The 12,764-nt window shown below is 68.9% G+C and carries 11 protein-coding genes; 10 read left to right on the top strand and 1 reads right to left on the bottom strand.

Features of this window, described 5'->3' with window-relative positions; all coding sequences use genetic code 11:
- The first annotated feature begins 4 nt into the window (after positions 1 to 4).
- The 8 genes from gsiB (at position 5) to BUE42_RS08420 (ending at position 7,761) form a co-directional block, all read left to right on the top strand.
- Positions 5 to 1,552 (top strand): glutathione ABC transporter substrate-binding protein GsiB, encoded by a 1,548-nt coding sequence (gene gsiB / locus BUE42_RS08455; protein ID WP_073464202.1) that lies wholly within the window; start codon positions 5 to 7, stop codon positions 1,550 to 1,552.
- 22 nt (positions 1,553 to 1,574) lie between these two features.
- The gene (gene gsiC / locus BUE42_RS08450; RefSeq protein ID WP_073464200.1) at positions 1,575 to 2,495 is read left to right on the top strand and encodes a glutathione ABC transporter permease GsiC; all 921 of its coding nucleotides are present in this window, start codon (positions 1,575 to 1,577) and stop codon (positions 2,493 to 2,495) included.
- Positions 2,492 to 3,388, top strand: coding sequence for a glutathione ABC transporter permease GsiD (gene gsiD, locus BUE42_RS08445; RefSeq protein WP_143171379.1), 897 nt, complete (start codon positions 2,492 to 2,494; stop codon positions 3,386 to 3,388). The genes gsiC and gsiD overlap by 4 nt, the downstream gene beginning before the upstream one ends.
- Positions 3,388 to 4,458 carry a P1 family peptidase gene (locus BUE42_RS08440; RefSeq protein WP_073464196.1) on the top strand — a complete coding sequence of 357 codons (1,071 nt, stop codon included), beginning with the start codon at positions 3,388 to 3,390 and terminating at the stop codon, positions 4,456 to 4,458. The genes gsiD and BUE42_RS08440 overlap by 1 nt, the downstream gene beginning before the upstream one ends.
- Before the next feature lie 10 nt (positions 4,459 to 4,468).
- A complete protein-coding gene (locus tag BUE42_RS08435) occupies positions 4,469 to 5,302 on the top strand; it encodes a M55 family metallopeptidase (protein ID WP_073464544.1) in 834 nt (277 codons plus the stop codon).
- 93 nt (positions 5,303 to 5,395) lie between these two features.
- Positions 5,396 to 5,773: an ArsR/SmtB family transcription factor gene (locus BUE42_RS08430; protein ID WP_073464541.1), complete on the top strand. Its 378-nt coding sequence runs from the start codon at positions 5,396 to 5,398 to the stop codon at positions 5,771 to 5,773.
- Positions 5,757 to 6,254, top strand: coding sequence for an SRPBCC family protein (locus BUE42_RS08425; RefSeq protein ID WP_073464194.1), 498 nt, complete (start codon positions 5,757 to 5,759; stop codon positions 6,252 to 6,254). The genes BUE42_RS08430 and BUE42_RS08425 overlap by 17 nt, the downstream gene beginning before the upstream one ends.
- A 220-nt stretch (positions 6,255 to 6,474) precedes the next feature.
- Positions 6,475 to 7,761 carry a M16 family metallopeptidase gene (locus BUE42_RS08420; RefSeq protein WP_235002196.1) on the top strand — a complete coding sequence of 429 codons (1,287 nt, stop codon included), beginning with the start codon at positions 6,475 to 6,477 and terminating at the stop codon, positions 7,759 to 7,761.
- Between the two features lie 13 nt (positions 7,762 to 7,774).
- On the opposite strand, the gene BUE42_RS08415 is transcribed toward BUE42_RS08420, so the two are convergent.
- Positions 7,775 to 8,188, bottom strand: coding sequence for a hypothetical protein (locus tag BUE42_RS08415; protein ID WP_073464192.1), 414 nt, complete (start codon positions 8,186 to 8,188; stop codon positions 7,775 to 7,777).
- A 240-nt stretch (positions 8,189 to 8,428) separates the two neighbouring features.
- On the opposite strand from BUE42_RS08415, the gene BUE42_RS34180 reads away from it, so the two are divergent.
- Together BUE42_RS34180 and BUE42_RS08405 are read left to right on the top strand one after the other, a co-directional pair.
- A complete protein-coding gene (locus BUE42_RS34180; RefSeq protein ID WP_143171378.1) occupies positions 8,429 to 9,970 on the top strand; it encodes a methyl-accepting chemotaxis protein in 1,542 nt (513 codons plus the stop codon).
- A gap of 158 nt (positions 9,971 to 10,128) precedes the next feature.
- Positions 10,129 to 12,720: a 2-oxoglutarate dehydrogenase E1 component gene (locus BUE42_RS08405; protein WP_073464190.1), complete on the top strand. Its 2,592-nt coding sequence runs from the start codon at positions 10,129 to 10,131 to the stop codon at positions 12,718 to 12,720.
- The last annotated feature ends 44 nt before the right edge of the window (positions 12,721 to 12,764 follow it).

The raw sequence follows: 12,764 nt of genomic DNA, 5'->3' as shown, positions 1-12,764 counted from the left end.
ATCGATGACATCGCAACACCGTTCCGCTCTCTCTCGATTTGCCGTGGCGCTCGCCATGGGCGGCACCGCGCTGGCCGCGCACGCCGCGAAGGACATCACCGTCGCCGTCGCGTCGACCTTCACGACCACCGACCCGTACGACGCCAACGACACGCTGTCGCAGGCGGTCGCCAAGTCGTTCTACCAGGGCCTGTACGGCTTCGACAAGGACATGAAGATGGTGCCGGTGCTGGCCGAGAGCCACACCGCCAGCAAGGACGGCCTGGTCTACACCGTCAAGCTGAAGAGCGGCATCAAGTTCCACGACGGCACGCCGTTCAACGCCGAGGCGGTGAAGGTCACCTTCGACCGCGTGACCAATCCCGACAACAAGCTCAAGCGCTACAACCTCTACAAGAACATCGTGAAGACCGAGGCGGTCGACGCCACCACGGTGCGCTTCACGCTGAAGGAGCCGTTCTCGCCGTTCATCAACACGCTGGCGCACCCGTCGGGCGTGATCATCTCGCCGGCGGCGCTGGCGCAGTACGGCAGCAAGGGCATCGCGCAGCACCCGGTGGGCACCGGCCCGTTCAAGTTCGTCGAGTGGAAGGCCACCGACTACCTGAAGGTCGAGAAGTTCGACGGCTACTGGAAGAAGGGCTTCCCGAAGGTGGACAGCATCACCTGGCGGCCGGTGGTCGACAACAACACCCGCGCCGCGGTGATGCAGACCAACGAAGCGCACTTCGCGTTCCCGGTGCCGCCGGAAGCGGTCGAGACGCTGACGAAGAAGCCGAGCCTGGAGGTGACCGCGTCGCCGTCGATCATCCAGCGCTACCTGTCGATGAACACGCAGCAGAAGCCGTTCGACAACGTGAAGGTGCGCGAGGCGATCAACTACGCGATCAACAAGGACGCGCTGATCAAGGTGGCCTTCTCCGGCTACGCGATCCCCGCCGAGGGCGCGCTGCCGCAGGGCGTGGAGTACGCCGCCAAGCTGGGGCCGTGGCCCTACAACCCGGCCAAGGCGCGCGAGCTGCTGAAGGAAGCCGGCTACCCGAACGGCTTCGAGACCACGCTGTGGTCGGCCTACAACCACACGACGGCGCAGAAGGTGATCCAGTTCGTGCAGCAGCAGCTGGGCCAGGTGGGGATCAAGCTGCAGGTGCAGGCGCTCGAAGCCGGCCAGCGCGTCGAGCGCGTCGAGAGCGCGCAGGACCCGGCGACCGCGCCGGTGCGCATGTATTACGTCGGCTGGTCGTCGTCGACCGGCGAGGCCGACTGGGCGCTGCGCCCGCTGCTGTCGTCCGAGTCGTTCCCGCCGAAGCTGTTCAACACCGCGTACTACAAGAACGCGGTGGTCGACGACGCGATCGCGAAGTCGCTGGTGACGACCGACAAGGCCGAGAAGGCGAAGCTCTACACCGAAGCGCAGAAGCAGATCTGGAAGGACGCACCCTGGGCGTTCCTGGTGACCGAGCGGCTGGTGTCGGTGCGGGCGCGCAACTTGGCGGGCTTCTACGTCATTCCGGACGGCAGCTTCAACTTCGACGATGTCGAGCTGAAGTGATCGGCTGAATCGAACACCGGCCATGGCTGTCTACCTTCTCAAGCGCCTGCTGGGGCTGTTGCCGACGCTGCTGATCGTCGCGGTGCTGGTGTTCGCGTTCGTGCACCTGCTGCCGGGCGATCCGGCGCGGCTGGCGGCGGGCGTCGATGCCGGCCCCGAGACGGTCGAGCTGGTGCGGCGCGACCTCGGCCTCGACCTGCCGCTGCCGCAGCAGTTCGTGCGCTTCTTCAGCCATGCGCTGCAGGGCGACTTCGGGCTGTCGATCCGCAGCAAGCGGCCGGTGTCGACCGAGATCGCCGAGCGCTTCGCGCCGACCTTCTTCCTGACCCTCGCGGCGATGGGCTGGTCGGTGCTGCTCGGGCTGGTGCTCGGCGTGGCCTCGGCCGTGTGGCGCAACCGCTGGCCTGACCGGCTCGGCATGACGCTCGCGATCTCGGGCATCTCGTTCCCGTCGTTCGCGCTCGGCATGGTGCTGATGCAGCTGTTCTCGGTGCAGCTCGGCTGGCTGCCGACGGTCGGCGCCGACACCTGGCGCCACTACATCCTGCCGTCGCTGACGCTCGGCGCCGGCGTGGCCGCGGTGATGGCGCGCTTCACGCGCAGCTCGTTCATCGACATCCTGAAGGAAGACTACGTGCGCACCGCGCGCGCCAAGGGCCTGGGCGAGCTGCCGGTGGTGTTCAAGCATGGCTTGCGCAACGCGCTGATCCCGGTCGTCACGATGATGGGGCTGCAGTTCGGCTTCCTGCTGGGCGGCTCGATCGTCGTCGAGGTCGTCTTCAACTGGCCCGGCATGGGCCGGCTGCTGGTCGACGCGGTCGAGATGCGCGACTACCCGCTGATCCAGGCGCTGGTGCTGCTGTTCTCGCTCGAGTTCATCCTGATCAACCTGCTGGTCGACGTGCTGTACGCCGTGATCAACCCGACCATCCGATTCCAGTGAACACACCCACCCCCGTCCCTGCGACCCCCGTCTCCGCCGGTGCGGTGCGCACGCCGGCCTCCGAGTTCTGGCGCAAGTTCAAGCGCCAGAAGGTCGCGCTGGTGGCCGGCGCGTTCGTGCTGCTGCTGGTGCTGGTGGCGGCGCTCGCGCCGTGGATCGTGCCCTTCGACGCCGAGAACTTCTTCGACTACGACGCGCTCAATTCCCCGCCGTCGGCGAAGCACTGGTTCGGCGTCGATTCGCTCGGGCGCGACATCTTCAGCCGCATCCTGATGGGTGCGCGCATCTCGCTGGCGGCCGGCTTCATCTCGGTGGCGGCCGGTGCGGTGATCGGCACGCTGCTCGGGCTGCTGGCCGGCTACTACCAGGGCTGGTGGGACCGCATCGTGATGCGCATGGCCGACGTGCTGTTCGCCTTCCCCGGCATCCTGCTGGCGATCGGCATCGTCGCGATCCTCGGCAACGGCATGATCAACGTGATCCTCGCGGTCGCGGTGTTCAGCGTGCCGGCCTTCGCGCGGCTGGTGCGCGGCAACGTGCTGTCGCTGAAGCACCAGACCTACATCGAGGCGGTGCGCTCGATCGGCGCGTCGGACCGAGTGATCATGCTGCGCCACCTGCTGCCCGGCACCGTGGCGTCGGTGGTGGTGTACCTGACGATGCGCATCGGCACCTCGATCATCACCGCGGCCAGCCTGTCGTTCCTCGGCCTCGGCGCGCAGCCGCCGACGCCGGAGTGGGGCGCGATGCTGAATGAAGCGCGTGCCGACATGCTGAACGCGCCGCACGTCGCGCTGTTCCCGAGCCTCGCGATCTTCGTCACCGTGCTGGCCTTCAACCTGCTGGGCGACGGCCTGCGCGACGCGCTGGATCCGAAGCTGGACAAGTTCTGATGGTGTTGAGTTCGCTCGGCGCACCGCGCGTGGGCCTGCTGCCCGCCGGGGCGCTCGATGCGATCACCGATGTGCGAGGCGTGGCGCTCGGCCATTGCACGCTGGCCGACGGCGCCACGCAGACAGGCGCCACGGTGTTGCTGCCGCAGCCGGGTGATCTGTTCCTGCACAAGCTGCCGGCGGGCGTTGCGGTGATCAACGGCTTCGGCAAGAGCGTCGGGCTGATGCAGGTGCAGGAACTCGGCACGCTCGAATCGCCGATCGCGCTCGTCAGCACGCTGGCGGTGGGTACAGCGGCGACGGCGCTGGTGCGCGACGGGCTGGCTCACAACGCGGAGATTGCGCGCAGCCTGCCGACGCTGAACCCGCTGGTGTTCGAGTGCAATGACGGCTGGCTGAACGATGCGCGCACGCTGGCGCTGCAGGAGTCGCACGTGGCGCAGGCGCTGGCTGCGGCGCGCGAGGCAGGGCAGGGTGGCTTCGCGCAGGGCAGCGTCGGCGCGGGGCGTGGCATGTCGTGCCATGGGCTGAAGGGCGGCATCGGCAGTGCATCGCGCCGTGTCGCGTGGCAGGGGCGTGAGTTCAGCGTCGGTGCGCTGGTGCTCGCGAACCAGGGCCGGCCCGAGGCGCTGACGATCGCCGGGCGGCGCATCGGGGCGGCGTTGCAGGCGCGCTTGCAAGCTGAGGCCGGACCGGAGCGCGGCTCGATCATCGTGCTGCTCGCGACCGACGCGCCATTCGATGCAAGGCAGCTGGGCCGCGTCGCGCGGCGCGCCGCGGCCGGGCTGGCTCGCACCGGCTCCGACTACGGACATGGCAGCGGCGACATCGCGCTGGCCTTCAGCACCGCATGGCGCGTGCCGCAGCTCGCGGACGAGCCGATGCCGGCCATCGCGATGCTGCACGAGGCCGCGCTCGACGGCGTGTTCCAGGCCGCGGCCGAAGCCACCGAGCAGGCGATCGTGCATGCGCTGTTCGCGGCCACCACGGTCACCGGCCGTGACGGCCGCAGGCGCCATGCGCTGACCGATGTCGCGCCTGACTGGCAGGCGCTGATGATGAATGCATGAGAGAGCAATGATGAAGACCCCGACGATCCTGGTGGCCGTGGACATCGAAGGCGTGGCCGGTGTGTGGCGGCCCGAGCAGACGCAGGCCGGCAACGGCGACTACGAGCGCGCCCGGCGCTGGATGACGCTGGAGGCCGATGCGGCGGTGCGCGGTGCCTTTGCAGGCGGTGCCGGCACGGTGCTGGTCAACGATTCGCACGGTCATTTCGGCAACCTGCTGGCCGACGAGATCGACCCGCGCGCGCAGCTGATCCAGGGCAAGCCGCGGCAGCTCGGGATGATGGCCGGCGTCGACCAAGGGGTGGACGGCGTGCTGATGATCGGCTGGCATTCGCGTGCGAAGAGCCGTGGCGTGCTGGCCCACACCACGAGCAGCTTCGCGTTCGCGCGCGTGTGGCTCGGCGGGTTGGAGCTCGGTGAGATCGGCCTCTATGCGGCGCTGGCCGGCGAGTTCGACGTGCCGGTGCTGATGGCGAGCGGCTGCGACGTGATGGCGGCCGAGGTGGCGGCGCTGCTGTCGGGCGTGGCGTGCACCGTCGTCAAGTGGTCCGAAGGCGCGCGCAGCGGGCGCTCGTTGGCGCCGGCGCAGTCGCGCGCGGCGATCGAGGCGGCTTCGCGCGAGGCCGTGCAGGCCGTGGCGGCTGCGCCGCGCGCGCCTTGGCGGCTTCCCGCCGCGCCGACACTGCGCGTGCAATGCCAGACCCCGGCCCTGGCCGATGCGTTCGCGCTGTGGCCCACGGTGCAGCGCGAGGATGCCGAGACGATCTCGGTGGCCTGCGGCACGGTGCATGAGGCCATCCGCAGCCTCAATGCGCTGTCGGTGATGGCGAACGCGCTGCGCTGATCTGTCCGGCGCATGCCTGGTTGACAGGCGCGCGAGTGCTCTTTATATTTCCATAAGGTTATATAAAGACAAGGCTATGCGATGGGTTCCGCGATGGGTTCCGATGTGCTCGACCTGACCTTTGCCGCGCTGGCCGATCCGACGCGCCGGGCGATGCTGGCGCGGCTGGCTTCGGGCGAGGCGACGGTGAACGAACTGGCGGAGCCGTTCGCGCTGTCGCAGCCGGCGATCTCGAAGCACCTGAAGGTGCTGGAGCGCGCCGGGCTGATCTCGCGCAGCCGTGCCGCGCAGACGCGGCCGTGCCGGCTCGAGGCGGCGCGGCTGCAGGAGGTGGCGCAATGGGTCGCCCCTTACCGCGCGCTGTGGGAAGACAGCTTCGACCGGCTCGACGCCTTGCTGCAATCCACGCAGCCCGCCACCACCACATCCACACCGACACCGAAAGGAAAGCGCCATGTCCGCAAGCCCTGATTCGACGAGCTTCGTCATCACCCGTGAATTCCGCCAGCCGCGCGCGGTGGTCTGGAAGGCCTGGAGCGAGCGGGCGCAGTTGCAGAAATGGTGGGGTCCGAAGGGCTGCACGATCGAGGTGCGCCGCTTCGAATTCCAGCCCGGCGGCTTTTTCCACTACGCGATGCATTTCGACGGCGCCCCGACGATGTGGGGCCGCTTCAACTACCGCGAGATCGTCGCTGGCGAACGGCTGGTCTGGCTCAACTCGTTCGCGAATGCGCACGGCGGCATCGCGCGCGCACCGTTCAGCGAGCACTGCCCGATGGAGATCGAGAACGCGGTGACGTTCTCGGAGCAGGGCGGCGTGACCACCGTGCACCTGAAGGCCAGCCCGTTCGGCGAGGAGGCGGCCGAGCGCCAGTTCTTCGATGACTTGCAGCCCTCGATGGAGCAGGGCTACGGCGGCACGTTCGATCAGTTGGCGGCGCATCTGGGTTGAACCGATCACCCATCCGTTTGCCGATCCGCTCATCAATCCGTTCGGGTTGAGCTTGTCGAAACCGGCGAGTTTCCGTTCGCCCTGAGCAGGGACTGAGCCTGTCGAAGGCCCGTCCGTCGAAGGGTTGTGCACGAAGCGCGGGCCTTCGATACCTCAGGCTGAACGGATTTTTCGATGCATGCATGATGTGGGCCTTCGACATGCAGCACCGGCCCCGCCCTTGAACCCCATCGCCCCCACCCCCCAGCTCGCCACCCTGCCCAACGGCCTGCGCGCCGTCGCGATCCCGATGCCGTGGCGGCAGACGGTCAGCCTGAGCGTCTTCATCCGCACCGGCAGCCTGCATGAATCGCGATTGCTCAACGGCATCAGCCACGTCGTCGAGCACATGGCCTTCAAGGGCACGCAGTCGCGCGACTGCCAGCGCATCAACCTCGATGCCGAACGGCTCGGCGCCGAGGTCAATGCCCACACCGACAAGGACCACACCGCCTTCCACATCGAGGGCCTCGCGCGCGACCTGCCGGCCTTCGTCGGCCTGCTCGCCGACATCGTGCTGCACAGCACCTTCCCCGCCGACGAGCTGGAGCGCGAGCGCCAGGTCATCGAGCACGAATTCACCGAGTTCGAGGAAGACCCCGCCGCGATGGCCTTCCAGCTGTTCGACCGCGCCTGCTACGGCATGCACCCGGCCGGCCAGCCGGTGATCGGCAACCGCGCCAACCTGAAGCGCTTCAGCCGCGATGACCTGCTGTCCTACGTGCGGCAGCAGTACACCGCGGCCAACGTCATCGTCGCCGCGGCCGGGCCGGTCGAGTTCGAGCCCTTCGTGCGCGCGGTCGAATCCGCGTTCGCCGCGATGCCCGGCGGCGAGCCGAACGCCGTGCCGCACCCCGACTGGCGCGGCGGCCTGAAGCTGCGCCGCATGTCGGGCAGCGCGCAGTGCCACACGGTGCTCGGCTTCGAGGCGCCGGCGCTGGCCGACGACACCCACGTCAACAGCGTGCTGGCGGCCGCGCTGCTCGGCGAGGGCATGAGCTCGCCGCTGCTCGACGAGATCCGCGAGCGCCGCAGCCTCGCGTACTTCGCGTCGTGCTCGGCCGACATCCTGCCGTCGTCCGGCCAGTTCGTCATCGAGGCGGCGACCGCGCCGGCCCAGGCCGACGAGTTCCTCGAGGCTGTCGCCCAGCTGCTGCGCCGCCATGCCGACGGCACCGATGCGGTCGGCCTGGAGCGCGCCCGCAACCAGATCGCGGTGCGCACGCTGCGCGCGCTCGACCAGCCGTCGCGCCGCATCGAATCAGCGGTGCAGGACGTCTTCACCTTCGGCCAGCTGCGCGACAGCCGCGAGTGGCTCGCCCGCCTGCAGGCCGCGTCGGAGCAGGACGTGCGCGAGGTGTTCGCCACGCTGCTCGGCAGCACGGCCGCCGTCGCGCTCGCGGGCAGCGTGCCGGTGCGCGCGCGCGAGCGGGCCGGTGCACTGTTTGTGGGCGTGCCTGCGAACTGACGACGCGAACCGACTACCGCACCCCGACGCCGGCAGCCACCGGCTCGAAGCCGACCTCCAGCACGCCGCAGCCGTTCCACGCGCACAGGTCGCCGCTCTCGGCGGATTGCAGCGCCAGCTTCTGCCCGGTGTCGTCGGCCACCAGGTGCCGGCCTTCGCGCGTGAAGCCGCTGGCATTCGCCCAGTTGTAGAAGCCGATGCAGGCGTCGGGGCTGAGTGCCAGATAGCGCAGGCTGCCGTACACCTGGTAGTAGACCGACCCGTTGTACGGACACGCCTGCAGCAGCAGGGCGTGGCGGATGTCGGTGACCAGCACGGCCCATTCGGTGCTGTTCTCGCCGAGCCATCCGACATGCAATCCCTGCCGCCACAGCGACAGCCTGAACACCGCGGTGTTCGAGGGCGTCGTCGCGTTGTCGGAGCACATGGGTGCACTGTGGCCGATGCGGCGCAGGCCGGGCTGAAATTGCGGCTGAATTGTCCTGAAACGCTCTGAAATCGACTCAGGCCTGCGCCTGCGTTGCCGATAACTGGGACGCAATTCACGGGAATTGCACCGCAATGCAAATCTGAAGCAATTCGTGAAGGGCGACCAAAAGTCGCTCTTGTCGAAAAGCAAACGTTTCCACACCATTGAGACATTGAACGCAATGTTCCGGGAGTAAAAATGAATCTGTCGAACCTCAAGATCGGTTCGCGTCTCGCGCTGGCCTTCTCGGTCGTCATCGCGCTGCTGCTGGTGATCCTCGGCGTGGCCACCTCGGTCCTCAACGGATTGAGTTCGGTCATGGACAGCGTGGTCGACGACCGCTATGCGCAGATCGCGCTGGCCAACAAGATCAAGACCATGGGCGACCACGGCGCCGTGACGATCGGCCGCATCCTGCTGTCCACCCAGCCCGAGCAATTGAAGAAGTACATGGACGAGTACGCCTCGATCCGTGCGGCGAACACCAAGAACCTCGCCGACTTCGAGACCATGCTCCACACCGCCGAAGACAAGGCGCAATTCGAGGAGCAATCGAAGGCGCGCAAGGAGTACGGCGTGGTCGTGCGCAAGGTCTTCGACCTGATGGCCGCCGGCAAGCGCGACGACGCGATGGTCGTCTACCAGGACGAGATGGCCGCCCCGCAGCAGCGCTACTACGCGCTGATCGACAAGATGGTGGCCCGGCAATCGCAGAGCATGCTCGACGACGTGGCCACCGCGAAGGACAACTCGCGCACCGCGAAGCTGCAGATGGTGGGCGCCTCGGTGCTCGCCGTGCTGCTGGGCGTGCTGACGGCCTGGACCATCACGCGCTCCATCACCCACCCTATCCAACGGGCGATCGACCTGGCCGAGTCGGTCGCCGCGGGCAACCTGACGCACAACCTCGGGGTCCAGAGCAAGGATGAGGTGGGCCGGCTGATCACCGCGCTGCAGCACATGGTCGACAGCCTGCACCGCATCGTCTCCGAGGTGCGCACCGGCGCCGACACCATCTCCACCGCGGCGCACGAGGTGTCGCAGGGCAACACCGACCTGTCGGCACGCACCGAACAGCAGGCGAGCGCACTCGAGGAGACGGCGTCGGCGATGGAGCAGCTGACCTCCGCCGTCAAGCTGAGCGCCGACAACGCGAGCCAGGCCAACCAGTCCGCGATGTCGGCCTCGACCGTCGCGACGCAGGGCGGCCAGGTGGTCGGCCGGGTCATCGAGACGATGAGCACGATCTCGACCTCGTCGAAGAAGATCTCCGACATCATCGGCGTGATCGACGGCATCGCCTTCCAGACCAACATCCTGGCCTTGAACGCCGCGGTGGAAGCGGCGCGGGCCGGCGAGCAGGGCCGCGGTTTCGCGGTGGTGGCCGCCGAGGTGCGCAACCTCGCGCAGCGCAGCGCGACCGCCGCCAAGGAAATCAAGTCGCTGATCGACGCGTCGGTGAACCAGGTCGACGAAGGCAGCAAGATGGTCGAGCAGGCTGGCGTCACGATGAAGCAGGTCGTCAGCAGCATCAAGCGCGTCAGCGAGATCGTGGCCGAGATCAGCGCATCGAGCCGCGAGCAGAGCATGGGCATCGAGCAGGTCAACAGCGCGATCCTGCAGATGGACGATTCCACGCAACGCAACGCCGCGATGGTCGAGCAAGGCACCGCATCGGCCCGCGCGCTGCAGGACCAGGCGACGCAGCTGACCCACGTGGTCCGCTCGTTCGCCCTGTGAGGTCCTGAGGTTCCGGAGATTCGGTGAGAGGCCGTGCCGCACGCGGCGCGGGGGTGAGAGGAGACGGTTGATCGGACGGCAGGCGCCACCAGAGCGCTGGCCCGCTCCGCTGGTTCCGTGCAGTTCATCTTCATCACGTTTCTGTCAGGGAGGACGGAATGTTGACCACTTCGTTTCACGAGGACGCACAGCTGCGTCCGGCCCGGCTCACGCCGGAAGTCCACCGCTTCGTCGAGGCGCACCGCGCGCACGGGCACCGCCATGCGGCGCTCGACCCGCTCGGCTTGTCGCGGCCGCTCGATGCGCAGGGCCTGTCGCTGCAGCGCTTCGGCCTGTCGCCGGGCGATGCGTTGACGCACGACGGCACGCCGTGGCTCGGCGCGCGCGACGTGCACGAACTCGACCGGCGCCTGAAGGCCGCGTACTGCGGGCCGCTCGTGCTGGATGCCTCGGCCGTGCGCGACGACGCGCGCCGCGCGTGGCTGCAGGCCCGCATGGAGGCCGCGCCGGCGGCCACGCCGCCGGGCACCGGGCTGCTCGACCGCCTGATCCGGGTGCAGGCCTGGGAGCACCACCTGGCGCGGCGCTTTCCGCATGGCAAGCGCTTCTCGCTCGAAGGCTGCGAGGCCTTGCTGCCGCTGCTCGATGCGCTGCTGGAACGCGCCGCATCGCACGGCGTCGGCGAGGTGTTCATGGGCATGCCGCACCGCGGCCGCATCAACGTGCTGGTCAACCTGCTGGGGCTGCCGGCGGCCGAGGTGATGGGCTACCTCGATCCGCAGGCGCGCGATCCGGAACAGTATCTCGACCTCGTCTACCACCTGGGCGGTCGCCGCCCGGTCGCGACGCGGCACGGCGAGATCGCGCTGACGCTGGCCCACAACCCGTCGCACCTGCAGAGCGTGTACCCGGTCGTGGCCGGCATGGTGCGCGCGAGCCAGGTGCGCGGCGGTGACGGCCACGCGATGGCGATCGTGCTGCACGGCGACGCCGCGTTCGCGGGGCAGGGCGTCGTGATGGAGACGCTCGCGGTGACGCAGAAGCCGGGCTACGCGGTCGGCGGCCTGGTGCACGTGATCATCAACAACCAGCTCGGCTTCAGCGAACCGAACGCGATGGACGCGCAGGCCGCGCGCTACTGCACCGACGTGACGCGCATGGTCGACGCGCCGGTGCTGCGCGTGAATGCCGATGCGCCCGAGCAGTTGCCGCGCGCGGCGCAGATCGCGCTGGCGTACCGCGCGCAGTTCGGCACCGACATCGTGATCGACCTGATCGGCTACCGCCGGCTTGGCCATTCCGAGCACGACCTGCCGGCCTTGAGCAGCCCCGGCACGTACCCGCGCGCCGAGCTGAAGCCCTCGGTCGTCGAGGTGCATGGCGCGGCGCTGGTGGCCGCCGGGATGATGAGCGAGGCGGAGATGGCGTCGTACATCGCCGGCGGGCGTGCCGCGGCGATCGAGGCTTTCTCGGCCAGGAAGCCCGTGGATGAAGCGGCGATCGGGACCGGGACGGCGTCGGCCCCCGCAGTGGCCGGCGCAGCACCGCCGCACGCCGCCTGGTCGCGCGAGCGCCTGCAGGCGGCGGTGGCCGCGATGACCACGCTGCCGGGCGGCTTCCAGCCGCACCCGGTGATCCACACGCTGATGCAGCAGTGGTCGCATGCAGCGGGCAACGACGCCGCGCGCATCGACTGGTGCTTTGCCGAGAACATGGCCTACGCCTCGCTGCTCGGCGCCGGCACCGACGTGCGCGTGTCGGGCCTGGACGTGGGCCGCGGCACCTTCATGCACCGCCAGGGCGTCTGGCACAACCAGGGGGCGACGGGGGCCGGGGCGTTCACGCCGCTGCGGCAGGTCGAGGCCGGCGGTGCGCGCTTCGACATCCTCAACTCGGTGCTGTCGGAAGAGGCGGTGCTCGGCTTCGAATACGGCTACAGCGTGGAGATCGGCGCACAACGCAGTGGCAGCAAAGGCCGCGGCCTGACGATCTGGGAGGCGCAGTTCGGCGACTTCGTCAACGGCGCGCAGGTGTTCGTCGACCAGTACATCAGCGCCGGCGAAGCGAAGTGGGGCTGCCGCTCGGCACTCGCGTTGCTGCTGCCGCACGGCTACGAAGGCGTCGGGCCGGAGCATTCGAACGCCTTCGTCGGCCGCTTCCTGCAGCTGTGCGGCGGCGACAACCTGCGGGTTGCCTTTCCGTCGACCGCGGCGCAGTGGTTCCACCTGCTGCGCCGGCAGGCGCTCGACGCGGTGAGCAAGCCGCTGGTCGTGATGACGCCGAAGGCGGTGCTGTACGGCGAGTCGGCCTCGCATTCGACGGTGGGCGAGCTGCTGGCTGGTGGCTTCGAGCCGGTGCTGGGCGATGACGCGGTGGCCGATGCCTCGCAGGTGACGCGCGTCGTCCTCTGCAGCGGCAAGCTGTTCTACGACCTGCACTGCGCTCGCGTGGCGCAGGGGCGCAGCGATGTCGCGATCGTGCGGCTCGAGCAGCTGTACCCGTTCCCGCAGGCCGAGCTGGGCGCGGTGCTGCAGCGCTACCCGCAATTGCGCGAGCTGGTGTGGGCGCAGGAGGAGACGCGCAACCAGGGCGCCTGGGCCTTCGTGCGCGACGACCTGGCCGACGCCTGCCCGTCCGGCGCAGTGCTGAGCGAGGTGTCGCGCGCGGTGACGGCGGCGGGCGCGGTGTCGTCGCAGGCGGTGCATCACCGGCAGCAGCAGGCGTTGGTGGCGCGGGCGCTGGGGGGCTGAAGCCACGTTACCCTGGGGGCCCTTCCACCGCCCCCAGCGTGCCC

This window comes from Rhizobacter sp. OV335 (genome assembly GCF_900142965.1).
GTDB lineage: Bacteria > Pseudomonadota > Gammaproteobacteria > Burkholderiales > Burkholderiaceae_C > Rhizobacter.
Note: the sequence above shows the minus strand (reverse complement) of the source record. Positions and strands in the feature narration are given on the sequence as shown.

Coding starts and splice junctions, on each gene's coding strand:
- gsiB (WP_073464202.1), top strand. CDS start 5: ATGACATCGCAACACCGTTCCGCTCTCTCTCGATTTGCCGTGGCGCTC.
- gsiC (WP_073464200.1), top strand. CDS start 1,575: ATGGCTGTCTACCTTCTCAAGCGCCTGCTGGGGCTGTTGCCGACGCTG.
- BUE42_RS08440 (WP_073464196.1), top strand. CDS start 3,388: ATGGTGTTGAGTTCGCTCGGCGCACCGCGCGTGGGCCTGCTGCCCGCC.
- BUE42_RS08435 (WP_073464544.1), top strand. CDS start 4,469: ATGAAGACCCCGACGATCCTGGTGGCCGTGGACATCGAAGGCGTGGCC.
- BUE42_RS08430 (WP_073464541.1), top strand. CDS start 5,396: ATGGGTTCCGATGTGCTCGACCTGACCTTTGCCGCGCTGGCCGATCCG.
- BUE42_RS08425 (WP_073464194.1), top strand. CDS start 5,757: ATGTCCGCAAGCCCTGATTCGACGAGCTTCGTCATCACCCGTGAATTC.
- BUE42_RS08415 (WP_073464192.1), bottom strand. CDS start 8,188: ATGTGCTCCGACAACGCGACGACGCCCTCGAACACCGCGGTGTTCAGG.
- BUE42_RS34180 (WP_143171378.1), top strand. CDS start 8,429: ATGAATCTGTCGAACCTCAAGATCGGTTCGCGTCTCGCGCTGGCCTTC.
- BUE42_RS08405 (WP_073464190.1), top strand. CDS start 10,129: ATGTTGACCACTTCGTTTCACGAGGACGCACAGCTGCGTCCGGCCCGG.